The sequence below is a fragment of the Bradyrhizobium sp. USDA 4486 genome (genome assembly GCF_054057995.1).
In genome coordinates this window covers 7,889,019-7,914,792 of the sequence record NZ_JBSRZV010000001.1, presented here as the reverse complement: position 1 = coordinate 7,914,792, position 25,774 = coordinate 7,889,019, and the positions used below count along the sequence as shown (strand labels likewise).

The window sequence follows — 25,774 nt, the reverse complement described above, 5'->3', positions numbered from 1 at the left end:
TATTGTCGGCGTCAGCTTACGGACAGCTAAGCTGCTTATCGGCGGCGTCAGGTCAAATGACCTGAACACAATGCAACAACCATAGGAGTGTGGTCGCCATGGGCGGTCGAATTAACAATTGGTCGAATGCTCCATCCGCTGATGAGTATCATTACGCGAGCTCCCCGGAGCACAGGAATGCTGACTATTTCGCGGACGCGTTCGGTAGAATGGGATTGCAGGATTCGGGTGCCAGCTCATCCTCGCAGCCGAGTTATTACCTCACTTCAAGATCTCCCGTTGTTGAGATCGACCAAGCCGAATTCCGGGAACGGGTGAGGAGTTTTCATGGTGACGAGATCAATCATATCGCCAACAATCCGCAGGAATACTCAGAATTTGTATCCGAAAGAGCCAGGCGCACCGCGGATGTCGCTAGCAGTTACGCGATACGAAGGGATTCTGATGCCGCGCGATATTACAGCTACCAACTGGGAAATAGGAGCGTCGGCCTCCAACGAACGGAAGCCGGATTTCCTATGGCGACTGAGTTCACCAGCCAACGGTGGCGAGAACAGTTCCCCGGACGAACTGACGTCACATCAATCGTGGATTTTCAGGTTGCTCATCCGCTCGTCGGCAACGCCGGCGATATTCTGCTTGAGCACCAACTACAGCAAGACGGCGAACGGCCGCTGGTGAACTGGCGTCCTGCTAATGATGAAGCGAGAGCCCGTGCAGAACAAATGGGCTTCGTTCATGTAGATCACGATGATATGGTACTCGATCCCACCCAGTCCAGACAGTGGAGATACAGGGATGGTGAATGGCAACGTGCAACCAATTCTCCGATGTATCTCTCCAAAATCAAAACGCCGAGTGATGATGAACCTTCGCCAGAGTCCGATTCGGATGGAGACTTTATGTGACGTGAGATCTCCACCAATCGATTGAGGTGGAGCAGGAGCGCAGACCAACCGACACCTGCGGCTTACGATCGAGCGTTGGACGGAACGAAGCCGAAGTCAAATTCGGCTCAATCCGGAGGTGCGCTGTGCTGACCGCACCGCCGCGGTTTAGGAGAGTTGGTGCCTGTAACAGCAAAAAAGAAAATCCCGGCTACCAACCGGGGTTTTCGACTTTGACCCGGGCGGGAGAAGCGGATTGCCTATGGCATGCGCGAGCGTCATTGCGTCCGCGCCATCAGAATCATCAGGCAGCTCCCATTCCCGCAGGCCGGCGACGTATCTGGTCAGAGCGATCACGCCCGCGATCGTGGCTGGCTTCGAACGGATGAGCACATTTGCATGCTCCCTGAGAGCCAGGTTCGTTTGGCCGGTGACTTCGTCGGCGGCAGCAAGTTCGGCACCATCCTCGAGCTTATCCGAAAGCGACGCCGCCGCATCGTAGTGCGCGGACAGCTCGCGGTGGCGCTCGATTACTACGAAGATCAGATCCCGATCGGCTGCAGCAACCGACGGCGTGTAAATTTCTTGCGATGACAATGTTGGCCCCGAGCAAATATGAGGCGCCCTAGCCCTTACCGGGGAAGGCTATGAATGTTTGACCGTCCGCAGGCACTACACGTAACTTCAGATCGAGCGTGAGGGCCGCCATGCCAATCCTTTGAACGGGAAAATTGAAGGCGCCCGAAATCGTCCAAGAATCCAAACAGGCTAAATCTCACCAAAGCCGTCGGTCGTGTTGCAGACACTCATACGGAGTCAACCGACGCAGCCGCGACGTTAGCAGCGCTGTCATAACTAAAGTCGGCGCACATTACTCGGTGTGCGCTGGTTTTCTGCGCAGCCAAGCGCTGTCAGTGTGATCGTCGTCGATCCGATCTCGGCGTATATGGGCGGCAGCGATGGCAACGGCAACGTCGAGACCCGGGAAGTCCTGGAGCCGTTGGCCGTCACGGCTAACCGCCTGGGCATCGCCGTAGTCGCCGTGACGCACCTCAACAAAGGTGGAGGTGGGAGCAAACAGAGCGCCCTGAACCGGTTCGCCAGGTCGGTCGCGTTCGTGGCTGCAGCTCGAGCTGCGTTTGCCGTGATCGAAGATCTCGATGACGACGAGCGGCGGTTTCTTGCTTCAGGCCAAGGACAACCTGGGGAGAAGTGCAAGGGGCTGACCTTTCGGCTCTAGCAGCGCCTGGTCGGCGACGACGTCATGTCATCGAACGTCATGTTCGAGGGCGACCACGTCAGCAAGTCGATCGACGAGGCGCTGTCTGCCTCGGAGAACCGCGGAGCCAAGAAGGGCCGCGATCATTTTTTATCAATCGAGCCCGTCTGCAGGCGCTGTCTGCTCTTTACCCGAGTGTCCCGCTGGGGCATTTTCCGCGTGTAGTACGCGCGGGAGAGAACGCGCTGGGGCATCTCGAACTCCCGGGCGGTGCGAATTGTCGGATCACCATGAGATGGTTTCGGTCGGAGTTGGTGCGAGACACTCCGGAATCGATAATTGCCCACCTTTTTTGTCTGCCCAAATTGCAGGCGCGCTCAGCGGACCGATACAACCACGCCGGTTCCGTTTCGCCGTACAAAAATGGGCGCCCTCGTTTCCGTGTGATCGAAAGAGGACTGTAAGGTCGCCGCCTTAGCCGTCTATCGGCCTCGGTCCACATCAGAGCGATCACCTCGCTCCTCCGGCAGCCGGTTATCTGGCGGATGATGTCGGCCGTCGTGACGTACTTCTCGTCCTTCTTGCTGCTATTTCGCAGCATCTCGCCAATTATCCGATATTTCGGCTTCTCTGAGCCGGCGGCTCCGCACGTTGTCCGGCTCTCTCAGACCAGGGATTGATGGCGATGATTCCCGCCTCGACGGCGTACGTGAGAATGCCGCCAAGAAGCCCGACCGTCCGCGTTGCCACTGCGAACAATGACTTTCCCGCGTAGCTTTTTGTCTTGACCGAGGCTCGCGTCTTGCCGGCCATGATATCCTTCAGTACCTTTGATGTCGGCCTTGGTTTGTCCTTCACGCGCCGCCTGCTGAGAAGCGGGATGATATAGCGCTCGAATGCGGCGGGTATCGGAGATGATGGTACTGGGCTTCTTCGGCCGTCCACCCTTTCCTAGGATAGGGCCGGCGTTCAGATCGTTGAGGTAAAGAGCGCAGAGCTCCTTAACGGTGATCGCCTTGCGATCGAGCTGGCGTTCCTCCGCGGGATTGTCGCTCTGTGCGACACGCCCCAATTGGACCTTCGCCTCCTGCCTCGCCTTTTGGGCGGTCCAGACGCCATGCAAGCTAATGGTGTAGCGGCGCGAGCGGCCGTCGTGTCGCGTATCCAACACGATCTCCAGATCGTCGTCCTTGCGCCGGCTCAGAGCGGTGTTGCTCATGCTCGCTCCATCCGTCGCATCGGACCACGGCATTGCGTCGGGCCGGACCGCGGCAGCGCGCGCACGCCGCGCCTCCTGCGACTTCAGGCCGGCGAACGCTGGTCTCGCCCCTGAGGGTCGCTTCGGTAGCGGGTGGCCGAGGTCTGGTAGTAATGCGTGGACATGGCCGCCATGGCCTCGATTAACGATCCCCACGGCGCCGGAAAGCACTCTTCCGCCGTCACCCGGTACAGCATCCGCGTATAGCCGGCCAGCTCGTCGTTGAGGAACTCCACCGCAGGCATAGCTGGATAGCGCTGAAGCAGCAGGATCGCCGCGTTGTCGGCCTCGCCGGCCAACTTGTCCTTGTCGCGTCCGTGCAGATCGTTCTGCAGGCGCCCTATCACAGAGATGAGTCGCAGGACCTGGCGAAACGCCGGACGCGCGCGCAAGGTCGCCATGTCCAGCCCCCACAGCAACGACAGGCAACAGAACACGTTGGCGTAGGCTATCGAATCGATGCCGTTATGCAGGTACTCGGCGTAGGACCAGCGTTCCGGCCCCGCCGCCTGCGCGTGTCCGGCGCGGAGCGCCGCGCAGTAGCGCCTGGTATCGGCGAGAAGCTGAGCATAGTCGCGATGATCGTAGGCTAGCGCGGCCAGCGAAGCGCGCAGCACAGCGCAGCCCTCGAATCCGGGGAGCGCGCACGGCTCGCCCTGCCCCAGCGCCAGCTCCACCGCGGTGAGCTGCTCCGGCACGATCAGGCCAAGGTCGTTGCAATCGTCGAGCCAGAACAGCAGCGCCAGTTCACGATAGAACGCCACGATAAGTGTTTCGTCCTGCGGATCGCGACCGGTGCGGGCGCTGATGTCACGCAGGCTCGAGCGGATACGCTGCAGAATGTACTGGCCGCCGCTGACCGCTTCTACGGCATGCTCGTCAGCGAACCCGGGCAGGGAACGCCCCCACTCCAGCACCTGATGCAGCGCGCGTTCTGCCAGGATCATGGGGTCGCTCCTGCTCTCTCGGTCAGGACGGGCCGCCCCCAACGAAGCGCCAGCCACAAGCCGGCAAGTTCGGCCACGCGCACGACCCGAGTGGGGCAATACAGTTCCTTGCCGATCCACAATGGTGTTTTCGGCAATGCATGCGCCGCATGGCGGGCGAGCATCCATTCTAGCGCACGCGCCACCACCTGTGCGATGCGCCGGCGCCCTGTGGCTTTTTCTCTCTCGTCCATCACGCGTAATGCGAACAACGCATAGGCGGTTTCCTCGAATGTGGACGCGCGACCGGCGCCCCAGCCGCCGTCGCCGCGCTGCGCCTGCAGCAGCGCCGCCAGCGCGCGCTCGTCCCGCCACTGGGGCTTGCCTTGCGCCAGCGCAGCGACCGCATGCGCGGTGGGATACAGCCACGAAACGTGCCATTTTTCGTTGTCCCAGAGACCGTGCGGGTTGCGATTGGCCTCGACGTAGGCGCTGCTGCCGACGGCGGACTTTCCCAAGAGTCGCAACGCATGCAGGGCGTGGATGTTGGTCGACAGCGATGCATTGCGCTCGCCGGGGAAGGTGACGAACAGCTCGCCGATTTCAAAATGGCGCAACGCATCGACCGCCGCGTCGCGGCCTGCAAGGTGCAAGACGCATAACGCAACGGCCGTGTCGTCCGCATCAGCCGCGAAATGCAAGGCCGGGCCCAGACCGCGCACGCTCAGGCGGGCGTCGAGCTGTGCGACAATCACGCGGACCGGCTCGGCGAGCGCGGGATGCGCGAACAGCCCGGCCAGATGAAGGGTGTACAGCGACCAGCATGGCTCGAACACATTGATCGGCCACACGTTCGGAACGACGCCTTCAATGCCGCTGCGCGTCGCCCGCGATGCCCTCTGGAGATACGCATCGGCGCGCCCGACCTGCGGCGTGCTTCCCCGCGTCACGGCGTACGTACGCCACGCGGCGGTGGCCGCCGGACTGATGCCGATGCTGCCCTCGTCATCCGGGTATGCGGTGGTCGGCGACGTCCCCCAGGCTTCCCAGGAGTGCAGCAACGGATGACCGCTCGGCAACATCGCCAACGCCCGCAGCTTGTCCAGAGACGCTTGTCGCAACGGCAACAGCGCTGGATGGCGCGGAAACGCCGCGTCACCCAGCAAGGATGCGGCCTCACCGCAAAACTGCGGCAGGATCAACTCCGCGCCGATCGGCGCGTCTTCCGGCACCGCATGCGCGTAGGGATCGGGTTGGACCTGGAGGAACCGGATTGCAGCTTGGACAGCGTCGGCAGCACCGGGAAGAGGATCGGCACGCTGCAATGCCAGTAACGCTGCCCAGGTGGGCGCATGCCGAAACAACGGGAAGTCCGCGCTTCCCCATCCGCCGTCGGCCTGTTGCTGCGCGATGAGCCACGCGTATGCGTCCTGCCTACCGGTGACGTTGCCGTGGAAGCGCAGGGCCCGCGCCGTGTCGTAGACAGACGGACCGACGCTACCGCCATCGCTCATTTCGCTCAGCAGGCCGCGCAATTCGGAAAGGATCTGTTCGGACAGCGCGTTCACGCGGATGTTCCTTATGCAGACGGTCGAAGAGAACCGGGATCGGGCAGACGCAGCCCATGTCGCCGCATGCTCGTCGCATAGGCAGCGCCGGACGGCCGCCCTGCTCCGGCGCGGCGAGGCCCCCGATGCTGGCGCCGGTCCGCCGCGTAGGCTTGCGCGCGGGCGCCGCGTGCGCCGCGGCGGGCAACCGCTGCGATCGGCACCGCGACTCGCACAAAGTGCAGCATGTATTTCTGTCGCCGGTCGATAGCAGCGGCACGGGGGCGTCTCCATCCGGACGGGCGCGCTCATGCGCATGGCGCGTGCTTGAAGAGATACGCGTTGGCCCGCTCGAGGAGTTGCGCCAACCGTTCCGCACGAGGCCCCAGCGGCGCGATGGCCTCCCCGGCCTCGCGCAACAGATCCAGCGCGAACTGGCGGGCCGCCTGCAGTCCCATGATCGACGCGCAGGTCGGCTTCTGCGCTGCCGCGTCCTTGCCGGGGGTCTTGCCCAGCGTCGCGGTATCCGCTGTCACGTCGAGAATGTCGTCGATCACCTGCAACGCCAGGCCGAAAGAGGCGCTGTAGTGATCGAGCGCACAGTACAGCGCGCCGTGCGCGGCATTCTCCGCGAGAGCGCATAGGGCGCCCATGCGAACGGACGCGCGCACTAGCGCTCCGCTCTTCATCCGGTGCATCGCCACGATCCTGTCCAGCTCGACGTGCTTTCCCACGAGAGACAGATCCATGGCCTGCCCGCCTGCGGCACCCTCGGCTGACACCGCGCGCGCCAGTTCGCGCACGAGTGCGATACGGTTATCTCCCGGCGCGTCCAGGCTCGCCAGGGTCAGGAAGGCGTGCGCCTGCAGCGCATCGCCGACCAGTATCGCAGTAGCTTCGCCGAACTTGACGTGCACGGTCGGAAGGCCGCGGCGAAGCACGTCGTCGTCCATCGCGGGCAGATCGTCGTGGACCAGGGTGCAGGCGTGCATCATCTCGATGGCGGCGCCGACGTCATCGAGCATGTGCGCCGGGGCGTCGGCCAGTGTGCCGGCAGCCAGACAGAGCAAGGCGCGGGTGCGCTTCCCGCCATGCAAGGTGGCGTAGCGCATCGCCGCCATCAGCTCGGTCTCACCGTCATGTTCGGCGCAGAGAAGACGCGCCAGCACCTGTTCGACCCGGTTTGCGCCCTCATGCACCCAGATCTCGGGCAGCAGCCGGCCGGATGCGCCCCGCGCCTGCGCGCCCGATCCGCCGAGCGCGGAATCACCAGTTCTGTCATCCTGTGGCGTAGAACCGGTTTGCATGTTGTTCATGTCCTTGTCCCTGACAGGCGAGCCGCCGCGGTGTTATCTGCGTCGCACCGTGCGCGCGCCGAGTGCAGCAAATGCCGCGCGTGGCCGGCGCCGCTGCCTCGCCACAGGGCATGTGATGCCAGCTCATGAGAATCCGATGCGGGTAGTCATGGACGGATGTGCGGTCGGGTAATAGCGCAGGCCTTTTTCGACGCCGCTCAGCAACCACGGCCGCGCCCCGCCCTCGTGCATGGTGAGCGCCAAGGCGATGCAGAACTGCACCAGTTCCAGACATGCCAGGTGATAGCCGATGCAGACGTGTGGGCCGGTACCGAACTGCAGCATGTCCACCGGCCGGATCGGCTCGGTGCGTTCCAGCCACCGCGCCACGCGAAACTGATGAGGCGCCTCGTGCAGCAGCGCCGAAGTCGAGAAATGCAGCACCGGGATGCATAGATCGGTGCCCGCGGGAATGCGCCGTTGGCCGAGTCGCAATTCACGCACTGAGCGACGCACCAGGAGCGGCGTCGGCGGATGCATGCGCAGCGTCTCGCGGAACAGCGCTTCGGCGACCGGACACTGCGCCAAGTCCGCGTGCCGGGTCGGCACCGCGCCCACGCGTTGCGCCTCCTCGACCAGAGCGTCCCACAGCCCAGGCTGCCGCGCCAGCTCGATTACTATCCAGGCCATAGTCGACGCCGTGGTGTCGTGACCACCGAGCAGCAGCAAGCGGATATTGGCGACTAGGACCTCATCGGAGAGCGCATCGTCGCTCCGGTCGAAGGCGCTCACCATGTCGTTGATCAACCCGGTGGGCGCGGCATGTTCGCGCGCGTCGCGAACGAACTCGCGCAACCGCGCATCGATCCAGTCTCGGGCGGCCCGACCGCGCCGCAAGGGCAGTCCGGGCAGGTCGACCGGGGGCGCGACGATCAACTGCAGCAGTTGCCGGTACTTGCGACGCCATTCCGGCAGGTCCTGCGCGGGGATTCCCATGAGGCTGAAGATGAGTTTGAGCATTAGATCGCCGGTTTCGCGCAGGATGGTTACCTCGCCCCGGTCGCGCCACCTCTGCACCCGCGCCCGGATGACGGGCGCGAACAGCTCGCCGATGCCCGCCTGGGTCAGCGCCGTGGGCAGGAACGCCGCCTGGATCGCGCCGCGCGCCTGCCGGTGCGCGCCGCCGTCCTGGGCGACCAACGTTCCACCGAACAATTCGGGCGCGATATCTTCGATCAGCGCCGAGGACACATCCTTGTGGCGGAGCAGTGCGATCGCATCCGGATCCAGACAGGTCACCATGTGTCCGGCAGGGCCGAAGTCCAGCCAGAAGTGGCTGCCCAGCGTCCGTTCCGCACGCCGCAGCAGGCGCGGCAGGTCGCAAACGATAGCGGGAAGGTGCCCGACCAAGGGGAAAGCGCCGGGCACGACCGGGATGTCGTGCCGCAGCCGATCTCGACGGTTCAGCGGGTTGAGCAGCATGTCCATCACCAGCGCGGCGACGCAGCCGCTTCGGCGGTCTCGCCGGAAGGCGGCGCGGCGCGGCTGTTTCCACCGTCGGCGTACGTCGGCACATGCGCCAGCATGCCGCCGTCGATGCACACCACTTGGCCGGTGATGAACGCAGCATCGTCAGAGAGTAGGAACGCCACCAGTGCGGCCACGTCCTCGGGGCGGCCGACGCGCGGCAGGAGCTGGTGCCGGCGCAGATGCCGTTGCATGCACTCGTCCAGCTTGGCCAGGAGACGCTCGGTCATGATGAGACCCGGCGCAACCGCGTTGCAGCGGATCTTCGCATGACCGTACTGGGTGGCGAGCGAGGCCGATAGCATGTTCATCGCCGCCTTCGATGCGGCGTAGGACGTCAGCGTGGTGTCACCGCTGAGCCCCTGGCACGACGACATGTTGACAATCGCGCCACCGCCGCGGGCGATCATCCCAGGGATGGCCCGCCGGCAGCAGAGCAATGTGCCGCGCAGATTGGTTGCCATGGTCTCATCCCAGACCGCCAGGTCCAGGTCGAGGATCGCGCCGTCGCGCGGAGTCAGATGCATGGCGCCCGCATTGTTCACCAGGAGATCGACGGCACTGAAGTGCCGCTCGGCCGCATCGAACAGCGCTGCCACAGCCTGCGCCTCGGCGATGTTGATGGCCAGAGCCAGCGCGTGGCCCGCCTCGGCCGCGATTTGGGCGGAACAAGCCGTCGCCGCCGAACCATCGATGTCGGCGACCACCACTTTGCCGCCCTCGCGCGCGATTGCGAGGGCGCATGCCTTGCCGATTCCGGCGCCGGCGCCGGTCACCACGGCCACCTTGCCTTCAAACCGTCCCATGGTGTCCTCTTGGATTGCGTTGGTCTCTAGCGGCATGCCGCTCCGCGTCCGCTGGAGAAGGCGCACTGTCGGCGCTGGCGCGCTCGTCACGGCTAGCTTCGCTTCTGATGACCCGAATGGCGGCGACCGGGCACTGGCTGGCTGCGAGACGCACGGCCGCGTGCAGCGCCTGCGGAACTGTCGCCCCGCACACTTCGACCACGCCGTCCGATTCGCGCTGGCGAAAAATACCCGGTAGCGTCAGCGCGCACTGTCCGCTGGTTCCGCACAGATCCTGGTCGACTAAGACTCGCATCGCAGCCCCTGCGCATGCAGCCGCACCGGCAGCGCGCGGAACGTCCTAAGGAATGCGGAGGGCTCCCGGGTCGGCAGCTCGGCCAATGCCAGCGTGGGGAAGCGCGCCTGAATCCGCGGCAAACTTTCGGCCAACTGCACCCGGGCCAGTTGCGCACCGAGGCAGAAGTGGATGCCGTGACCGAAGCTCAGCATGATCTTCCCGTCGGTCGACATGCCGGGACTGGTGCCGTAGAACCGGGAAGGATCGAAGCGGTCGGGATCGGCGAAGGCGTCGGGATCGCGATTCCCAGACGCGATCAGCACGCGCACGTCCGCGTTCTTCGGGATCACCACCCCGCCTAATTCGATGTCGTGCTGGGCGATACGCGGAATGGAGCTGAACATGGCGGGCGCGTCGCAACGCAGGACCTCTTCGACGAATGCCTTCACCCGCATGGCGTCTCCCTGCAGCCAGTGCCGCTGTTCGGGATAGGCCAGCATCGCCAGGACCGCATGGTCGATGGTCGCAGCAGTGGTGACGAAGCCACCCAGCAGCATGCCCCACAACATGCTGATCAACTCCGCGTCTGAAAGCGTGTCGGCATCATCGTCGTGTGCGAGGACCAACATCGACACGATGTCGTGGCACGGATCGGTGCGCTTACGCTGTATGAGAGCGCCGAAGTAGGCCTTCACTTTGGCACTGGCCGCGTCCGCCGCGGCGAGCCGGGAATCGCTGGCGTGTGGGCTCAGGCCTTCCAGAATGGCGCCGGTGCCCGCGGCGAGCCCGAACATGTCGTCCTGGGGCATGCCGAACAGTTCGGCGAAGACCAGGATGGGCAAGGCCAGCGCGAACTCCCGATGCAGGTCCACGGCCTCCCCGCGCTCCAGCGCGGGCGTCATGCCGTCCAACCGCGCTTCGACGATCCGCGCGATGCTCGGCCGCAGGTTGTCGATCTGGCCCATGGTGAAATCGCGCGAGATCAGCCGCCGCAGACGCGTATGCGTCGGTGGGTCCTTCATCGCTAGCGTGGAGGCCAGCAGATTGAGCGACAGGCTGGTCGCCGCATGCGGAAAATAGCGCGCCAGTTCGCCCGGCGGCAGTCCCCGAAACGCATCGCCCGTGGCCTTGAGGGCCCAGTAGATGTCGGCGTGGCGGCTCAACAGAAAGAGGCCCGACGCCGCGCGATGCACCGGGTCGTGCTCGCGCAACCACCGCATGAACGGATACGGGTCGTGGATCCACGCTGGCGACGCCAGTTCGGCGAACGCGTCCCGGCATGCTGCCGTGGTTTCTTGCACGTCCATCTTCGTTACCTGTTGGCTGGCTGATCTGAGCGATGCAGGCAGGTGCGCCGGCAAACCGCGGACACGATTGCGTCCCCAGCGGCGTCCGCACATCACCAGAAAACCGGGAACTCCTCGAACCCGCCAGTGATGATCTCCTTGCGCAACTTCAATTGTTCGGGCGCGACAGCCAAGCGCAGCGCGGGAAAGCGCTGGAAGATCGAACCGAACACCGCCTTGAGTTCCAGCCTGGCCAGCTCTCCGCCGATACAGGAGTGCGGACCGTAAGAGAACGCCAGGTGCGGCTTTTCCTGGCGCCCGATGTCGAAGATTTCCGGCGCGTCGAAATGGCGCGGGTCGAACGACGTTGCCGGCAGGCCGACCAGCACCTTGCTCTCGGCGGGAATATGCACGCCCGCGATGGTCACGTCGGTTTTCGGATAGCGCATGATGCCGTCCCAGCCCGCGCCCGGCGGATACATGCGCAGGATTTCCTCCACGGCCTTGTCCACCAGGGATGGATCGCCGACCAGGCGTTCGCGCTGTTGCGGATGGCGGAACATGGCGAGCAGGCCGCATTCGATCTGCGCGACGGTGCTCTCGTGCCCCGCCACCAGTATGCCTGCCGCCAGGCCGATTGCTTCTTCCTCGGTCGCCTTGCCCTGGTCGACCGCCGCGAGCAGATCCGTCAGCAGGTTGTCGCCCGGATTCTGGCGCTTGTCCCGCATCTTGTCGCGAATGTAGGCGCGCAGTTCTTCCCAGGCCAAGCGCGACGCCCTGCGCGGGCCGCTTTCATGCTGGTGCGTCATCACCTCGTCGGACAGCCGAGCGAAAAAGGCGTGATCCTCATAGAGCAGGCCCATCAGGGCGCTGATGACCATCGCCGGAAGCGGAAACGAGAGGTGGCGCCGCAAGTCGGCGGGCTGGCGCTGGGCCGCCAGGTTCTCGAACAACTGCGCAGCGATCGCCTCGACATGCGGCGTCAGCAGCTTCACCCTGCGGCTGCTCAAGGCCGGCGCGACGAGCGTGCGTAACCGGACATGCTCGCCCCCCTCGTGCGACACGAGCCACCCCGGCGAACCAAGAATCACCGAATCCGGGGTGAACGCCGTCGGCGGCATTCCCGCCGGCCGGAACGCCGCGTCCGACAGCGCCGCCTTGGCCTCGTCGTAGCCTGTCACCCACCAGCCTTCGTGCCCAGACGGGAAACGCACGCGGTGTATCGGACCGTTGGCGCGTAGCGCCAACATCTCGGGCGAGGGCTCGATGTGATCGACGCGCCACATCGGCAGCATCGGCAGGGGTTGTTCGGACACGGTAGCACTTCACTCTCTAAGCGATGGAGGGGCGCAAGGTGCCCACAGGCGCTGCGGTCACCGACTTTACGTGCGCTTGCGTTCACTTCTGTTGGTCGATGATGCGGCGGGGAAGGCGACCGAACCGTAGGGCCTCAAGTTGGCTTTAGCCAGCTACCGAATCTTGTAGTAGCCTCCTAGGCTAAGCGCCTGGTGCCGCAAAACATATGCGGAAACTCTGTCGCCATGCGCTACCATAAGGAAACCTATTTTAGATGGGTATCCGCCTATGTTGGTCGGCCTCATGCGCGTCTCAGAACACGGGCCTGCAGCGCGATGCGCTGCTCGGCTCGCCATCGTGACCTCGCTCGAAGGACAATTGGGTGGCGTTCCACTCGCACGGCGATGCCCTCGGGCGAATTCCTTTTCCGGGTGCGCCGCGCTCGCGCAGAGCGCGGTTTAATCTAGGACCATGTTGCAAGCCACTTGCGCACGTTCGCGTTGGGACCATTGCCAAACTCAAGAACCGCGTTCTCGTCGATGAAATACGCGGTTGCGGAATCCGGCGCGGCGCAACCTCGCCCGCCTCGGCTTCGTCATCGAACCCAAGGCCGGCTAGCTCTGCCAGCGCCCGCTTCAGACTAGGGGCACCCTCGCTACGGCGTATTCGATCGCGGCCTCAACCTGATCGCGCGTCAGCGATGGAACATCGTCGACGATCTCCTCGGCCGATTGCCCTCGGGCGAGGCGTCCACCATAGACGGGAACTCCCGTGTTTTAATGACCGGTTGGTTGCGATCACCTTCGACTTCTACCAACCGACGCAGTTCAGACGATGAAGACGGCTTTAGACGTCGGTGTCGATCTTGCCAAGATCAAGGACTGGTTCGCCTAACCCGACTCGGTACGGGTCGAGGGACAGCTGCCGGATCGCTTCATACAGGCGAGCCGGGGTACGATCTCTGAAGGTCCATGGATGCCTGGCTCAGCCCGCAGGAAAATAGCTACGGAAACACCAACCCAACGGCAGCTTCACGCACTGAAGCGGCTGAGTGGAATTGCCCGCGTCCCAAATAAATCCGAAGCCGTCACGTCGAAAGAGGAAGCGGAGAAGCTCTACGGGAGCGACTAAAACTGGCAGTTTTCTCGCATATCGACTTGCGTCTATCTCGACGACCTGCAACGGAGAGCCTTCATGTACATACCAACCCACTTTCGAGATGACGACATCGAGAATATTCGAGCGACAATCCACTGCGCCCGATTGGCCAACCTAGTCACAGCGACATCAGATGGGCCACTTGCGACGCCTCTTCCGCTCTTCCTCGACGAGAGCGAAGGCGAACACGGCGCACTATACGGGCACTTGGCGAAGGGCAATCCGCAATGGCGCACGGCCCCGATCGGAGAAGCTCTGGCGATCTTTACTGGCGCAGAGGCTTATGTGACGCCATCCTGGTATCCTAGCAAGCGACAAGCTGAACATGTGGTTCCGACATGGAATTACATCGCGGTCCACGCCCATGGGCCGATTGAGTTCTTCGAGGATCCCACTCGCCTGCTTGAGGTTGTGACGCGTCTGACGAATATCCATGAGACATCACGTGCGACGCCCTGGGCCGTCAGCGATGCCCCCGCGGATTTCATCGCCGCCCAGTTGCGTGAAATCGTCGGCGTGCGCATCCCGATCACCATGGTCGAAGGCAAACGCAAGATGAGCCAAAACCGCCCCACGCCTGATCGCATTGGTATCGCCACCGGCCTAGCGGCGAGCAAACTGGCACGGGACCAGGAAGTTGCAGCTCTTATCTTGGTTCAGGACTGAGACGAAAATGCGCATGACCAGCAGCGCCGCAGCCATCTTACATCTACAGCTCTCACAAACCCCAGCGGTCGGGCCATCAATTAACTCGCGAAATTCACGAACGGAAACGTCAGCTCGGGCTTGCCGCACTGCGCAGACACTTGTCCGTATTCTGACAGAGGCACAATCTCGTGTCAGGTCCAGTACAACGCGCATAGTAAGCGTCCAGACTCTCGAAAGCCCATCCGACTCTGCGGCTCCCTGCGCCGCCTGGGACGGCCATTGCTCAAAATAAAGCAATCCAGAAAAGAGCCGCGGAGGCAGCAATGCTCACGCTCTCCAAACTCGATCTCGCACCCGGAAGCAATTACATTGTTGAACCAATTCGTGCACAAGTGACAACGACTTGGAATGGAGACTCACGTCAGCGACATTTTGACAGTTGCGAGCTGCGCAACTCAGTTTAGGAGCATGAGCAAGCAAGAGCCGCTACGCTTGTATATGCAGGCCAATGATTTGTCCCCAGAAAGAACCGTCATCGTCATAGTGAGCGATATGCCAGTTGAGACGGAACTTGCCCGCAATCTCGGTCTCGTCAACGTATCAATCGTGGGATGATTTTTGAGGCGCGCTTCCGCGCGGCAGGGCCGGACTACATAATTCATGACCACCATAAACTTCTGCCAACTCAACAAAAGCACTGCCTTCTTCAACGCTGTTAGTGATTACAAGAGCATGACCGAAGATCTGCCATTTGCTCGCTCCTGCTCTCGCTTCGCGATTCGACATTCGAAAGGGTGAGCTCGATGAGCGAGTTCTTTCGTCACTCGGCCCAACCACTGGCTCAGTTCGAGGGACTCGCGCCAAATGCCACGATTCGTTTACTGCCCATGATCGAGTACATGCTTGCGTTTTGCTTGGCACGATGCTTGCTGAAGATCATTTGTCCCAAGGGGTGAGGAAGAACTGCAAGGGCTTGGAAAAGCAAGATGAGCACAAACGCTTTGATCGCAGGCGCCATTCCGAGCACCGATGTTGTGAAACGTGCAGCGCGCATCGGAGCCGAAGTCAAAAATATCAAGCTATCAGGCGACCTACCGGACCACACGATCGCCGCGATCAACAGCTTATTGCTCGAGCACAAGGTGATCTTCTTCCGCAATCAAGGACATCTCAATGACGCTGAGCATGAGCGCTTTGCCGCTCGTCTCGGAAAGCTAGTGCCACATCCGATGCTCGGTGCTACCAAAGGGATGGCGTCTCTCCTCGAACTGGACTCCACTCGCGGCGGCGGTCGTGCCGACGTTTGGCATGCGGATGGGACCTTCGCCGACGCCTATCCCAAGATTTTGGTCCTGCGGGCCGTTGTAATGCCAGTGTTCGGAGGCGACACCGTATGGTCGAACACAGCTGCCGCTTATCTTGGTCTGCCGCCGCCGCTACAACGGCTTGCCGAGGCCCTATGGGCCGTTCACAGCAACGTCTTCGATTACGCCGGGATCGCACGGGTCCGTGAGGTCGACAAGAAACATTTTGACGAGGTGTTCACCAGAACGGTTTTTGAGACCGAGCATCCCGTCGTACGCGTCCATCCCGAAACGGGCGAGCGGACGCTAGTGCTCGGCGCCTTGGTGAAGCACTTTATTGGAATCCGCAAATACGACGGACAAAAGCTATTCGATCTGCTCCAGTCTCACATCACTGCGCCCGAAAACACTGTGCGTTGGAATTGGTTAGAGGGCGATATTGCGCTGTGGGATAACCGCGCAACGCAGCATTACGCGGTCAACGATTACGGGGACCAGCATCGCGTCGTACGTCGGGCCACGATCGAGGGTGACGTGCCTGTCAGTGTCGATGGCCGGAGCAGTGTAACGCGAAAGATGACCGAATAACTGCACGTCGACGCCCAGCGCCCCCCGCTGAAAACTGGGAAAAATTGGCAATCGGAGCTGTTTCGGGGCAAACTCGAAAGCACACACACTTTGCGACGCCATATCTCAGCTCTTGATGCCAACTGGGCAGCGTTTCGCTGTGCTGGCAACTATTTAGCGTGGGCAAGGGCTTCGAGGAAACCACGAGCATCACTGTCCTTCGGTGGCCGGTACGTGGCCTTCACGTTTCAGTTTAGAAAATTCTCGGTCAGTGGCCATAAAGCGCGCCAACATTGGGGCGATGAGTTTAGTTGGATCGACCAGTTGACCACACTGACGCGTAAGCACTTCTGCATATGCAATGAGATCACGATGCACGGCCGCGGGCAGCTCCGCACTCACTTTGACCGGCTTGTCGTCTGGAAGCTCTCCTATTTTAAGTTTGGGCATGTTGTCACCCTCTATACGGGGCAAGTATCAGATCATGATTGACAAGAACACGAACCGGGAAACCAGGTCGCACGGTCAGCGTGGGCTGGATGTTGAGACTGCGCCGAACTACCTGCTGTCCGGTCTGGTTCAGTGAGTCCGAGGCCCCGTGCCGCAATGCTTGGATGATTGCGCTGTCGTTGCTGTTGGTATCAGAGCCGGCTCCCAGTTCGGTCCCGACCGCCAGAAACGTGGACAGTGCCGCACCCTTAAACAGCTCACCCCAGTGATTGTCGACCTGGTCTTCGAGGCCTGCATATCCTGCGGCATCAGCGCCAGGCTGCCGCTCCAGAACGATTGAACGTCCATTCGGCATGATCAGCCGTGTCCAGACAAGCAACACACGGGATTGGCTGAACGCGACCTGGCTATCGTAGACCCCGATCAGACGCGCTCCCTGGGGCACAAGCAGAAAGCGGCCGGTCGGTGAGTCAAAAAGGTTCTCCACGACCTGCGCGGTCACTTGGCCTGGAAGGTCCGATCGGATCCCGGTGATAAGCGCCCCTGAAATCACCGTCCCAGCCTGCACGATGTATGGTGAAGAGGGTTTGGCGATACGGTCAGGGCTTACCGCTCGGCGGTCCACAGAGGCGTTCACGAAGGCAAGCTTGCGGTCCTGGCCGTTCTGCGCAGATCCATCGTCGCCAGTGCTCGTTGCATTCGGTGGCGTGACTCGGTCGTTTTCAACCGCCGCAGCGGGCGGACGCGCTCCGCCATTGATCGCAGCGAACAAATGGCTGGTGCGGGCTGCCTCGGTCTCTTGTTCCCGGCGCTGCTGCTCCGGATCGGCGCCGATCGCCGGCGACTGGCCCTGAGCGGCAAGGATCGGCCGACCAAGGTCCCCGGGGAGCGGCGGACCAAGCTGCGGGATTGGCTGGCGCGGAACGCCGGCATAGTCCTTCGGCAGCATCGTAATTCCGTCGGCAACATTGTGATGGTCGGTACTGTAAAGCTCATCGGCCGCTTGATTGCGTGGATGATTGCTCTGCAGCGACCACAGCACCGCTCCGCCGATGACAAGTAATGCAACTGCGCTCCCGCCGGCCAGGATCTTCCGCGACAATCGCGTCACGCGGGGATGCTCTGCTCTCAAGCGGAAGCTCTCTGACCGCTCCCCTTGTGTCTCCGGCGGAACTGCTTGCTCGTGATCGCTTACATTCCGAGTGTTCATGACGACGGCCTCCCGTCGGTCCGGACAATACGTACCTTCTGCTGGTGCTCACCGCCCAGCCGCAGTTCGGCGGCAGCAAACAGCCGATCGACGATCAAGACGTTGCCGTAAGCGCGATAGTTGACGAGTTCAGTCTTGCCGTCTGGACCGATGACGAAGAGCGGAGGCATCTCGCCTTGCACGATGCCTTGCGGGAATTCGACATAGACCTTGCGGCCATCGTCATATGCGGCGAGCGGCCGCCAGGGAGGACTGTCCCCTTCGATGGCATAGCGGGAGATGCGCTGCACCGGGTCCGGAAGAACGGGCTTCAGAGCGCCCGAACGGGATCGTTCGCGTGCCGATTCTGGATAGTACCAGGCAACGGATGGCATGTATGGCCGTTCGCGGGAGCGGAGCTCGATCAAGTAGGTGCGCCGGTCGGTATTGACGACGAGGTTGGTCTCGATCGAAGCGCGGGTCGGCTTGACCAGAATATGGACGCGCCGTGTGTCGCCGCTCCCGCTCTCGGTATCGCCGACGACCCAGCGCACGGTATCCCCGGCCGCGATCGGCCCCGATCCCGTCAACTGCTCTCCTTCCTCGAGTGCGATATCCGTGATCTGCCCGGGTGCGGCATAAATCTGATAGAGAGCCCCGGGACTGTAGGCGTAAATTTGCGCCGCATTGAAATACCCCCGCTTGCGCGGCTCGACCCGGGCGGCGCTGTTTGCCGTCTCGACCCGGCTCACGGGTTCGGCGTCTTCCTTCCCTCCCGACTTGCCGCCAAAAGCCGGTTTCCAGAGGGGTGGAACGTGAAGCGTTCTTGGTCTGTCGTCGAGAGCGACGGGTGGTGCTGGCAACGGAGGGACTTCAGCGTCATAGCTGATCTCCGGCGGAATGTACGTCGCGCACCCACCAAGCACCGATGAGCAAAGCAGGAGAGCCTGCAAACTTGTTCGCTTCAAGGTCACTAACCTGCGCCGGGCCAGGTTGAGCCTGCCTTGCGCGACAGGATGGTTCGAATGAACCTCAGACAGGGTCTTGATCACTGACTCAACTCCTTTGACCAGTTGATGGCGCGAACGTAGACGCCAAGAGGATTCTTGCGCAGGCGTTCGGCATCGCGCGGCGTTTCGATCACGATGGTGAAAATGGCAGTCCAGCGCTCGGTCGAGCTCAACGAACCGTTGTCGTAGACACGCTCGGTCCACGCGACGCGAAAACTTTCCGACGATGCGCGAATGACGCTCGATACGTCGACGGAGATTTGCGCCTTGCCCAACTTGGCAAAGGGGTCATTGTTGCGCGCGTAGTCGTTGAGCGCAGCGGCGCCGCGATCAGTTGTGAAATCATAGGCGCGGAGCCAGTTTTGGCGCAGAACGATGCCGTCGGCCGGCAGACCTCTGACATCCTCGATAAAGCGCGCCAGATGGTAGGCGATCTGCGCATCAGTGGGTTGATAATCGATTTTTGCTGGCGCGACCCTTTGAGCCTGGCCGAGATGATCCACTTCGACCACCCACGGCGTGATCGACCCCTGGCTCGATTGCCAGACAAGTCCACCCGCGAGTCCAGCCGATAACATCAAGCAGCCGAACGCCATCAGGCGCCAATTTTTGGCCTGGACGCGGGCAGATCCAATGCGTTCGTCCCAAACCTGCGCTGCTTTCTGATACGGTGTGACCGGTTCGGGCATGCGCCCGTAATGAACGGAAGTTCGTCTAAACATCGATGCTGCCCCTGATATCGAATGATTGGTTTCAAGTCGTGCGATGGGAAGGATTTGCGGCGCTCCTGTGCGGCGGAGGTGCATTTGTGCGTGTCAGCGCTCTCCTTCAGACAAATCGACGGAGGAGCCGCTGCCACCATGATCGCCCGAGCGAACGGCCTGGCTAGCGGCCGAGGCACCATGCCGAATAGACTCGGCGCGCTTCATGCGTCGCGCCCAATCGGGCTGCCCTTCGGCCGAAGTGTTCGCGGTCTGCGCACCGGCTTTCCCACCTCCACCGAGCACAGCCGCTGCACGACGCAACGGGCTCATTGAAGCGGAGCTACCCGCCTCCGCAACGCCGGCCATGCCTCCGCTTCGATAGGCGGCGGACGCACCGCTCAAGACGGCACCCCCACCGCGCGCGGCACCTGCAATCGCACCACCAGCAAGACTAGCGCCACCAGCGGCGAGACCTGCGCCCGCCGCAAGAACGCCGCCGGCAGCAAGGCCTGTTCCAACCGCGGCACCCACGCCGAGCTGCGGTCCGCCCGACACCAGGCCGTTTGCGATACCCGGACCAAAGATGCCGAGGCCCAGCAAGGAAAGCGCTGCGAGCACCAGCGTCATCGCGTCTTCGATTGTCGGCTGGGCGCCGCCGAAGCCTGCAGTGAACTGCGAAAACAGCGTCGAGCCGATCCCGACGATGACGGCCAGGACCAGGACCTTGATTCCTGAAGAGATGACGTTGCCCAGGACCCGCTCGGCCGCGAAGGCGGTCTTGCCAAACAATCCAAACGGAATGAGCACGAAGCCGGCCAGGGTGGTGAGCTTGAACTCGATCAGGGTAACGAAGAGCTGGATCGCCAGAATGAAGAAGGCGAGCAACACCACGACCCAGGCGAACAGGAGAACGACGATCTGGACGAAATTCTCGAAGAAACTGATGTAGCCCATCAGATTGGAGATCGAGTCGAGCAGCGGTCGGCCGGCGTCGAGCCCGACCTGTGCGATCTTACCGGGCCGAAGGAAAGCGGATGCGGACAGGCTTGCGCCCGATGCTTTCAGCCCAAGACCGGCAAAACTCTCGAAGACAATGCGTGCCAGACTGTTCCAGTTACTAATAAGATAGGCAAAAACGCCTACAAAGAGCGTTTTCTTGACGAGGCGCGCGATGATGTCTTCGTCTGGCCCCCAACTCCAGAACAACGCGGCGAGCGTGATGTCGATCGCAGCAAGGGTCGTTGCGAGATATCCGACATCGCTGCCGAGCAGCCCAAAACCGTTGTCGATATATCGCGTGAACGTTTCCAGGAATTGGTCGATGATCCCGGTACCAGTCATGGCTTGCTCGCGTCGGGTGTCGCCGGCTGCGTTTGCGGATATCCTTGTGGAATCCGGCTCTGATCCTTTGGGACGGGCGCCAACGCTGCGGCGGGTTCTTCTTGGCCAGAAACCGCGGCACCGGATTTCTTGGCCAAGAAGCGGCGCCTGTTTTCGGCCCAGACCTGCCTACAATGCTGATAGCCAGGCGTTTCCTCCGCAGTGACGCTGCGGCAGCGTGCGAGGTCCGCGCTGGTTGCATCGGTCGTCTGCTCCGCCTTCGGCGGCGGCGGAGAACCGTCTCCGCCACGAAGCTGAATCGTGCAGGCAGTGACAACAAACACGCCGATTGTCGTAAGTAGCGACAACGCCTTGAATGCCCTTATGTCGCTCATTGGTGGAACATCTGCACATTGGATGATTGATAGCCCTGCCCCGGTGTCAGGAAGCGCCGAAGCTGTTCCCGTCCCTGATCCTGGGCCGAGGTGCGCTGAGCGGCTTCGAGGCTCTGCGCCCTGCCTTGCGCCGTTACGACAGCGGTGAGGTCGGCGAGCTGCTGCGCGTTCAGCGCGAGGATCTGATTGCCGGCCTGCGTCGCTTGCAGAGCGCCGCTGGCGCCTTGACTCGATGTTACAAGCGCGGACGTCTGGATGCGGTTGGTGTCGAGATTACCAACGATGCCGGCCTGGACGCGAAGCGCGTCTTGTGTTGCCGAGTAAGTATTTTGCCACCGGGATTGGGCGTTGGAGATCAGCAACTGGTTCGATTGGCTGCCGATCGCCGGCGCGTAGCTGGTCGAGAAGGCACGATCGACCTGCTGCACGTCATAAGCGATACGCTGGGCCTGGGCCAGCAATTGCTGGGTCCGCTGGATCGAGGATTGCAATTGCTGCAGCGACGAATACGGCAGGTTTGCCAGGTTCTTCGCCTGGTTGATCAACATCTGCGCCTCGTTCTGCAGCGAGGTGATCTGATTGTTGATCTGCTGCAGCTCCCGCGCAGCAGTCAGAACATTCTGAACGTAGTTGTTGGGATCAAAGACGATCCACTGCGCCCGCGCGGGCACCGTGACGCCAAGCATCAGCGCGACGGTGCCAACGGCCGCCAATAGGCCAAAACGCCTCATAGCGATTTCTCCAGATTGACGAGATTGGGGATCAGGTCGAGGGCCCAGGCGACGCCACGGTGCTGGAGCCAGGCCGGCACGAAGCCGTCGGGTCCATGTTCGGCGAGGAGTTGCGCGATCGCGGCTTGGTCTGTCTTGGAAGAGGCTGCGGTAAAGGCGAGTGCGACCTCACCAAGCCCAAGTTCGAACATCCGGTTGCCCCGACGCGACTGGCAGTAGTAGTCGCGCTTTGGCGTTGCGCGGCTCAGAAGCTCGATCTGGCGGTCGTTGAGGCCGAAGCGACGGTAGATGGCGGTGATTTGCGGTTCGATCGCCCGTTCGTTCGGCAGCAACAACCGTGTTGGACAGCTCTCGATGATCGCCGGCGCAATCGCGGAGCCATCGATGTCCGAAAGTGACTGCGTGGCGAAGATGACGGACGCGTTCTTCTTCCGAAGCGTCTTCAGCCATTCCCGGAGCTGACCGGCGAAATCCTCGTCATCCAGGGCAAGCCAACCTTCATCGACAATCAGGAGTGTCGGACGGCCATCGAGACGGTCCCCAATACGATGAAAGAGATACGCCAGTACGGCCGGCGCAGCACTTGTTCCAATCAAGCCTTCGGTCTCAAACGCCTGGACCGACGCCTCGCCAAGGCGCTCGAATTCAGCATCAAGCAGGCGCCCGGATGGACCGCCGAGGCAATAGGGTTGCAAGGCGCGTTTTAGAGAGTTCGATTGGAGCAAGACTGACAGACCCGTCAGGGTGCGCTCCTCCCTCGGCGCCGAGGAGAGAGATGTCAGCGCCGACCAGAGATGATCCTTGACCTCCGGGGTGATCTCGACCTTTTCCCGTGCCAGGATCGCGCCGATCCATTCCGTGGCCCATCCGCGCTCAGAGGGATCATCGATCCAGGCTAGCGGCTGCAGGGCGACGGGGTTTCCACTCTCGTCAGACAATGCGCCGCCTAGATCATGCCAATCGCCACCCATGGCGAGGGCGGCCGCCCGGATCGACCCGCCGAAATCGAAGGCAAAGACCTGAGAGTTCGGGTAACGCCGGAATTGCAACGCCATCAGAGCGAGCAATACCGACTTGCCCGCGCCAGTCGGGCCGACCACGAGGGTGTGGCCGACGTCACCGACGTGAAGGGAGAAGCGGAACGGCGTTGATCCCTCGGTCTTGCCGAACAGAAGCGGCGGACCCTTGAAGTGCAGGTCCCTCGCCTCGCCCGCCCACACGGCCGACATCGGAATCATATGAGCGAGATTGAGGGTCGAAACCGGCGGCTGCCGGACATTGGCGTAGACGTGCCCGGGCAGACTGCCGAGCCAGGCTTCTACGGCATTCACCGTTTCAATCATACAGGTGAAATCGCGGCCCTGAATGACCTTCTCGACCAGCCGCAGCTTTTCATCTGCAGCATTGGGATCGCGGTCCCAGACAGTGATGGTTGCCGTAACAAAGGCTTGTCCGGTCTGATCCGATCCCAGTTCCTGCAATGCCGCGTCGGCATCGATCGCCTTATTGTGGGCGTCTGTATCGAGCAGCGCCGACGGCTCGTTGGTTATGACCTCCTTGAGGATGAAACCGATGGACTTTCTCTTCGCGAACCACTGGCGGCGGATTTTGGTCAGCAGCTTGGTGGCGTCGGTCTTGTCGAGCATGATCGCCCGGGTTGACCAGCGATACGAAAACGGCAGGCGATTCAGGTCATCCAGAATTCCCGGGGTCGTCGCCCCAGGAAAGCCCACGATCGTCAGCACCCGCACATTGGCCGAACCCAGCATCGGCTCGAGCCCGCCGGTCAGCGGCTGGTCGGCCAACAGCGCATCGATATACATCGGAATTTCTGGCACCCGAACACGATGACGCTTGGTTGAGATCGTCGAATGCAGGTAGGTCAGCGTGTCCTGATCATCGAGCCAGGTACATTCCGGCATGAACCCTTCGACGAGTTGCAGAACACGGTTTGTTTGGTCGACAAACCCGCGCAGCACCTCACGCGCGTCCGCTCCAACGGTACGATCACGACCCTCGTAAAGCAGTTGCTCTGCCCTGGCGGCCCCCTCCTCCGGCGGTAGATAGAGAAAGGTGAGGAAGTAGCTGGACTCATAGTGAGCGCCCGCCTCCTCAAACTGCGCTCTGCGCTCAGCGTCAACCAGTGCGGATGCGACATCCGGAAAGGTGCTCGGAGGATAGGTCCCTGCAAAATGGCGCTGCGCCTCGACAAACACGGCCCAGCCTGACCCCAGGCGACGCAAGGCGTTATTTAAGCGACCGGCGACGGCGACGAGTTCAGCCGGTACTGCGCTATCCAGGTCGGGTCCGCGGAACCTTGCTGTCCGCTGGAACGAGCCGTCCTTGTTCAGAATGATTCCTTCGTCGACAAGAGCTGCCCAAGGCAGGAAGTCGGCGAGGCGCGCGCTGGAACGGCGATATTCGGCAAGGTTCATCATGGACAGGAGCTCAGGTGTTGAGATGGGCGGGAATGCGCAGATGCCGGCGCACCACATCGACGAAGGCGGGATCGCGCTTGGTGGCCCAGACGGCGGCCATGTGGCCGATGAACCAGAGGACGAGGCCCGCGATCCAGAGCCGCAATCCCAGCCCAAGGGCTGCCGCAAGCGTACCGTTCACGATCGCAACTGACCGCGGCGCGCCGCCCATCAGGATCGGCTCAGTGAGCGCGCGATGAACGGGCACGACAAAGCCTGCGACCTGATCATCCATCAGATCACCACGCCGCCGCCGAATGAAAAGAACGACAGGAAGAAGCTCGAGGCCGCAAACGCGATCGAAAGACCGAACACGATCTGGATCAGCCTGCGGAAACCGCCTGACGAGTCCCCGAACGCGAGCGTCAGTCCGGTCACCACGATGATGATGACGGCGATGATCTTGGCGACCGGACCTTCCACCGACTGCAAGATCTGATTGAGTGGCTGCTCCCACGGCATGTTCGAGCCAGCCGCCCATGCCGGCGCCGCTCCTAAAAGCACCGTGCCGAAAGCGCCCAACATTGAATCTCGAAGAAAGCGAACTTTCTGACGCATGTCAGTCTCCTGCTGATGAAAGGTTGTAGTCGCCAGCGGCACTAAGCCCTGTTACGCGGGCGAGTTCAGCGAGGCGGCGGTCAGCGCCGCGGCCCGCAAGGACGGCGACGAGGTTGATCGTCTCAGCGATCAGGGCGCGCGGAACGGTGATGACGGCTTCCTGGATGAGCTGCTCGAGCCGCCGCAACGCACCGGTCGCGCTGCCCGCATGAATGGTGCCGATGCCGCCGGGGTGGCCTGTGCCCCATGCCTTGAGCAGGTCGAGCGCTTCGGCACCGCGGACCTCGCCAACCGGAATGCGATCAGGTCGTAGGCGCAGCGAGGACCGAACGAGATCCGATAGCGTAGCCACGCCATCTTTGGTCCGCAGCGCCACTAGATTGGGCGCTTTGCACTGAAGTTCGCGGGTATCTTCGATCAGCACGACCCGATCAGCAGTCTTTGCCACCTCGGTCAGGAGCGCATTCGTCAAGGTCGTCTTGCCGGTCGATGTCCCACCGGCGACAAGAATATTTTTTCGTGCGGCGACCGCGTTCTTCAGGATCCTGGCCTGCTCCGAGGTCATGATCTCCCTGGCGACGTAGTCGTCGAGCGTAAACACGGCGACGGCGGGCTTGCGGATGGCAAAGGCGGGTGCGGCAACGACCGGAGGCAAGAGACCTTCGAAGCGCTCGCCAGTCCCGGGTAGCTCGGCCGAAACCCGTGGCGCGCCGGCATGCACCTCGGCGCCTACGTGATGGGCTACCAAGCGAACAATGCGCTCGCCATCCGCTGCGGACAGGGTTTCGCCTGTGTCGATAAGGCCATTCGACAACCGGTCGATCCACAGCCGCCCATCGGGATTGAGCATCACCTCGATGATCGCTTCGTCTTCGAGGTAGCCAGCAATCGCCGAGCCTAGCGCGCTGCGCAGCATTCGTGCGCCGCGTGAACTCGCTT

Annotated in this window: 26 protein-coding genes and 1 pseudogene; 5 read left to right on the top strand and 22 right to left on the bottom strand. The window is 62.2% G+C overall.

Translation table 11 applies throughout. The features are described 5' to 3' along the window. Positions 1-98 precede the first annotated feature (98 nt). A complete protein-coding gene (locus tag ACVWY3_RS37350; RefSeq protein WP_456842911.1) occupies positions 99-908 on the top strand; it encodes an effector protein NopP in 810 nt (269 codons plus the stop codon). A gap of 147 nt (positions 909-1,055) precedes the next feature. On the opposite strand, the gene ACVWY3_RS37345 is transcribed toward ACVWY3_RS37350, so the two are convergent. Further along, positions 1,056-1,484, bottom strand: a complete 429-nt coding sequence (locus tag ACVWY3_RS37345) for a hypothetical protein (RefSeq protein WP_456842910.1) — start codon at positions 1,482-1,484, stop codon at positions 1,056-1,058. Positions 1,485-1,803: 319 nt separating this feature from the next. On the opposite strand from ACVWY3_RS37345, the gene ACVWY3_RS37340 reads away from it, so the two are divergent. Continuing rightward, a complete protein-coding gene (locus ACVWY3_RS37340; RefSeq protein WP_456842909.1) occupies positions 1,804-2,127 on the top strand; it encodes an AAA family ATPase in 324 nt (107 codons plus the stop codon). Positions 2,128-2,151: 24 nt separating this feature from the next. Continuing rightward, positions 2,152-2,331, top strand: coding sequence for a hypothetical protein (locus tag ACVWY3_RS37335; protein ID WP_271604433.1), 180 nt, complete (start codon positions 2,152-2,154; stop codon positions 2,329-2,331). Between the two features lie 259 nt (positions 2,332-2,590). On the opposite strand, the pseudogene ACVWY3_RS37330 reads toward ACVWY3_RS37335, so the two are convergent. The 10 genes and pseudogenes from ACVWY3_RS37330 to ACVWY3_RS37285 all read right to left on the bottom strand — a co-directional run. Continuing rightward, positions 2,591-3,358: pseudogene (locus ACVWY3_RS37330) on the bottom strand (integrase); the annotation flags it as partial. A 50-nt stretch (positions 3,359-3,408) separates the two neighbouring features. Continuing rightward, the gene (locus tag ACVWY3_RS37325; RefSeq protein ID WP_456842908.1) at positions 3,409-4,311 is read right to left on the bottom strand and encodes a terpene synthase family protein; all 903 of its coding nucleotides are present in this window, start codon (positions 4,309-4,311) and stop codon (positions 3,409-3,411) included. Then, the gene (locus ACVWY3_RS37320) at positions 4,308-5,858 is read right to left on the bottom strand and encodes a hypothetical protein (protein ID WP_456842907.1); all 1,551 of its coding nucleotides are present in this window, start codon (positions 5,856-5,858) and stop codon (positions 4,308-4,310) included. The genes ACVWY3_RS37325 and ACVWY3_RS37320 overlap by 4 nt, the downstream gene beginning before the upstream one ends. A 287-nt stretch (positions 5,859-6,145) precedes the next feature. Continuing rightward, positions 6,146-7,144 (bottom strand): polyprenyl synthetase family protein, encoded by a 999-nt coding sequence (locus ACVWY3_RS37315; protein ID WP_456843549.1) that lies wholly within the window; start codon positions 7,142-7,144, stop codon positions 6,146-6,148. A gap of 132 nt (positions 7,145-7,276) precedes the next feature. After that, positions 7,277-8,620 (bottom strand): cytochrome P450, encoded by a 1,344-nt coding sequence (locus ACVWY3_RS37310; RefSeq protein ID WP_456842906.1) that lies wholly within the window; start codon positions 8,618-8,620, stop codon positions 7,277-7,279. Then, the gene (locus tag ACVWY3_RS37305) at positions 8,620-9,465 is read right to left on the bottom strand and encodes an SDR family oxidoreductase (RefSeq protein WP_456842905.1); all 846 of its coding nucleotides are present in this window, start codon (positions 9,463-9,465) and stop codon (positions 8,620-8,622) included. Before ACVWY3_RS37305 ends, ACVWY3_RS37310 begins: the two co-directional genes overlap by 1 nt. Beyond that, entirely contained in the window at positions 9,452-9,760 is a 309-nt protein-coding gene (locus ACVWY3_RS37300) for a ferredoxin (RefSeq protein ID WP_456842904.1), read from the bottom strand. Before ACVWY3_RS37300 ends, ACVWY3_RS37305 begins: the two co-directional genes overlap by 14 nt. Beyond that, positions 9,748-11,049 carry a cytochrome P450 gene (locus ACVWY3_RS37295; protein ID WP_456842903.1) on the bottom strand — a complete coding sequence of 434 codons (1,302 nt, stop codon included), beginning with the start codon at positions 11,047-11,049 and terminating at the stop codon, positions 9,748-9,750. Before ACVWY3_RS37295 ends, ACVWY3_RS37300 begins: the two co-directional genes overlap by 13 nt. A 92-nt stretch (positions 11,050-11,141) precedes the next feature. After that, complete coding sequence (locus tag ACVWY3_RS37290) at positions 11,142-12,344, bottom strand: cytochrome P450 (protein ID WP_456842902.1); 1,203 nt, start codon at positions 12,342-12,344, stop codon at positions 11,142-11,144. A 615-nt stretch (positions 12,345-12,959) separates the two neighbouring features. After that, the gene (locus ACVWY3_RS37285; protein ID WP_456843548.1) at positions 12,960-13,043 is read right to left on the bottom strand and encodes a hypothetical protein; all 84 of its coding nucleotides are present in this window, start codon (positions 13,041-13,043) and stop codon (positions 12,960-12,962) included. Positions 13,044-13,518: 475 nt separating this feature from the next. Between ACVWY3_RS37285 and ACVWY3_RS37280 the strand changes: the two genes are divergently transcribed. Beyond that, positions 13,519-14,148, top strand: a complete 630-nt coding sequence (locus ACVWY3_RS37280; protein WP_456842901.1) for an FMN-binding negative transcriptional regulator — start codon at positions 13,519-13,521, stop codon at positions 14,146-14,148. Between the two features lie 968 nt (positions 14,149-15,116). Next, positions 15,117-16,022, top strand: coding sequence for a TauD/TfdA dioxygenase family protein (locus ACVWY3_RS37275; RefSeq protein ID WP_456842900.1), 906 nt, complete (start codon positions 15,117-15,119; stop codon positions 16,020-16,022). 189 nt (positions 16,023-16,211) lie between these two features. Here ACVWY3_RS37275 and ACVWY3_RS37270 read toward each other — a convergent pair whose 3' ends face one another. From ACVWY3_RS37270 to trbB, 11 genes are all read right to left on the bottom strand, one after another. Next, positions 16,212-16,451, bottom strand: coding sequence for a DUF2274 domain-containing protein (locus ACVWY3_RS37270; protein WP_456842899.1), 240 nt, complete (start codon positions 16,449-16,451; stop codon positions 16,212-16,214). A gap of 4 nt (positions 16,452-16,455) precedes the next feature. Continuing rightward, positions 16,456-17,661 (bottom strand): TrbI/VirB10 family protein, encoded by a 1,206-nt coding sequence (locus ACVWY3_RS37265; protein ID WP_456842898.1) that lies wholly within the window; start codon positions 17,659-17,661, stop codon positions 16,456-16,458. After that, positions 17,658-18,692 (bottom strand): P-type conjugative transfer protein TrbG, encoded by a 1,035-nt coding sequence (trbG, locus tag ACVWY3_RS37260; protein ID WP_456842897.1) that lies wholly within the window; start codon positions 18,690-18,692, stop codon positions 17,658-17,660. The genes ACVWY3_RS37265 and trbG overlap by 4 nt, the downstream gene beginning before the upstream one ends. Then, positions 18,689-19,372, bottom strand: a complete 684-nt coding sequence (trbF, locus tag ACVWY3_RS37255) for a conjugal transfer protein TrbF (protein WP_456842896.1) — start codon at positions 19,370-19,372, stop codon at positions 18,689-18,691. Before trbF ends, trbG begins: the two co-directional genes overlap by 4 nt. A 93-nt stretch (positions 19,373-19,465) precedes the next feature. Then, positions 19,466-20,695: a P-type conjugative transfer protein TrbL gene (gene trbL / locus ACVWY3_RS37250; RefSeq protein ID WP_456842895.1), complete on the bottom strand. Its 1,230-nt coding sequence runs from the start codon at positions 20,693-20,695 to the stop codon at positions 19,466-19,468. Continuing rightward, positions 20,692-21,069 carry a putative entry exclusion protein TrbK-alt gene (trbK-alt, locus tag ACVWY3_RS37245; protein WP_456842894.1) on the bottom strand — a complete coding sequence of 126 codons (378 nt, stop codon included), beginning with the start codon at positions 21,067-21,069 and terminating at the stop codon, positions 20,692-20,694. The genes trbL and trbK-alt overlap by 4 nt, the downstream gene beginning before the upstream one ends. After that, positions 21,066-21,800: a P-type conjugative transfer protein TrbJ gene (gene trbJ / locus ACVWY3_RS37240; RefSeq protein ID WP_456842893.1), complete on the bottom strand. Its 735-nt coding sequence runs from the start codon at positions 21,798-21,800 to the stop codon at positions 21,066-21,068. The genes trbK-alt and trbJ overlap by 4 nt, the downstream gene beginning before the upstream one ends. Beyond that, positions 21,797-24,238 (bottom strand): conjugal transfer protein TrbE, encoded by a 2,442-nt coding sequence (gene trbE / locus ACVWY3_RS37235; RefSeq protein WP_456842892.1) that lies wholly within the window; start codon positions 24,236-24,238, stop codon positions 21,797-21,799. Before trbE ends, trbJ begins: the two co-directional genes overlap by 4 nt. Before the next feature lie 10 nt (positions 24,239-24,248). Next, positions 24,249-24,512 carry a VirB3 family type IV secretion system protein gene (locus ACVWY3_RS37230; protein WP_018317694.1) on the bottom strand — a complete coding sequence of 88 codons (264 nt, stop codon included), beginning with the start codon at positions 24,510-24,512 and terminating at the stop codon, positions 24,249-24,251. Further along, positions 24,512-24,802 (bottom strand): TrbC/VirB2 family protein, encoded by a 291-nt coding sequence (locus ACVWY3_RS37225; protein WP_456842891.1) that lies wholly within the window; start codon positions 24,800-24,802, stop codon positions 24,512-24,514. The genes ACVWY3_RS37230 and ACVWY3_RS37225 overlap by 1 nt, the downstream gene beginning before the upstream one ends. A 34-nt stretch (positions 24,803-24,836) precedes the next feature. After that, positions 24,837-25,751: a P-type conjugative transfer ATPase TrbB gene (trbB, locus tag ACVWY3_RS37220; protein ID WP_456842890.1), complete on the bottom strand. Its 915-nt coding sequence runs from the start codon at positions 25,749-25,751 to the stop codon at positions 24,837-24,839. Positions 25,752-25,774 lie beyond the last annotated feature (23 nt).

What these genes read in the sequence shown, in the direction of transcription:
- ACVWY3_RS37230 (WP_018317694.1), bottom strand. Translation starts at nt 24,512, where the DNA reads ATGGATGATCAGGTCGCAGGCTTTGTCGTGCCCGTTCATCGCGCGCTC.
- ACVWY3_RS37325 (WP_456842908.1), bottom strand. Translation starts at nt 4,311, where the DNA reads ATGATCCTGGCAGAACGCGCGCTGCATCAGGTGCTGGAGTGGGGGCGT.
- trbL (WP_456842895.1), bottom strand. Translation starts at nt 20,695, where the DNA reads ATGACTGGTACCGGGATCATCGACCAATTCCTGGAAACGTTCACGCGA.
- ACVWY3_RS37280 (WP_456842901.1), top strand. Translation starts at nt 13,519, where the DNA reads ATGTACATACCAACCCACTTTCGAGATGACGACATCGAGAATATTCGA.
- trbJ (WP_456842893.1), bottom strand. Translation starts at nt 21,800, where the DNA reads ATGAGGCGTTTTGGCCTATTGGCGGCCGTTGGCACCGTCGCGCTGATG.
- trbK-alt (WP_456842894.1), bottom strand. Translation starts at nt 21,069, where the DNA reads ATGAGCGACATAAGGGCATTCAAGGCGTTGTCGCTACTTACGACAATC.
- ACVWY3_RS37295 (WP_456842903.1), bottom strand. Translation starts at nt 11,049, where the DNA reads ATGGACGTGCAAGAAACCACGGCAGCATGCCGGGACGCGTTCGCCGAA.
- ACVWY3_RS37270 (WP_456842899.1), bottom strand. Translation starts at nt 16,451, where the DNA reads ATGCCCAAACTTAAAATAGGAGAGCTTCCAGACGACAAGCCGGTCAAA.
- ACVWY3_RS37225 (WP_456842891.1), bottom strand. Translation starts at nt 24,802, where the DNA reads ATGTTGGGCGCTTTCGGCACGGTGCTTTTAGGAGCGGCGCCGGCATGG.
- ACVWY3_RS37275 (WP_456842900.1), top strand. Translation starts at nt 15,117, where the DNA reads ATGAGCACAAACGCTTTGATCGCAGGCGCCATTCCGAGCACCGATGTT.
- trbB (WP_456842890.1), bottom strand. Translation starts at nt 25,751, where the DNA reads ATGCTGCGCAGCGCGCTAGGCTCGGCGATTGCTGGCTACCTCGAAGAC.
- ACVWY3_RS37350 (WP_456842911.1), top strand. Translation starts at nt 99, where the DNA reads ATGGGCGGTCGAATTAACAATTGGTCGAATGCTCCATCCGCTGATGAG.
- ACVWY3_RS37315 (WP_456843549.1), bottom strand. Translation starts at nt 7,144, where the DNA reads ATGCAAACCGGTTCTACGCCACAGGATGACAGAACTGGTGATTCCGCG.
- trbE (WP_456842892.1), bottom strand. Translation starts at nt 24,238, where the DNA reads ATGATGAACCTTGCCGAATATCGCCGTTCCAGCGCGCGCCTCGCCGAC.
- ACVWY3_RS37265 (WP_456842898.1), bottom strand. Translation starts at nt 17,661, where the DNA reads ATGAACACTCGGAATGTAAGCGATCACGAGCAAGCAGTTCCGCCGGAG.
- ACVWY3_RS37305 (WP_456842905.1), bottom strand. Translation starts at nt 9,465, where the DNA reads ATGGGACGGTTTGAAGGCAAGGTGGCCGTGGTGACCGGCGCCGGCGCC.
- trbF (WP_456842896.1), bottom strand. Translation starts at nt 19,372, where the DNA reads ATGTTTAGACGAACTTCCGTTCATTACGGGCGCATGCCCGAACCGGTC.
- ACVWY3_RS37300 (WP_456842904.1), bottom strand. Translation starts at nt 9,760, where the DNA reads ATGCGAGTCTTAGTCGACCAGGATCTGTGCGGAACCAGCGGACAGTGC.
- ACVWY3_RS37310 (WP_456842906.1), bottom strand. Translation starts at nt 8,620, where the DNA reads ATGGACATGCTGCTCAACCCGCTGAACCGTCGAGATCGGCTGCGGCAC.
- ACVWY3_RS37335 (WP_271604433.1), top strand. Translation starts at nt 2,152, where the DNA reads ATGTCATCGAACGTCATGTTCGAGGGCGACCACGTCAGCAAGTCGATC.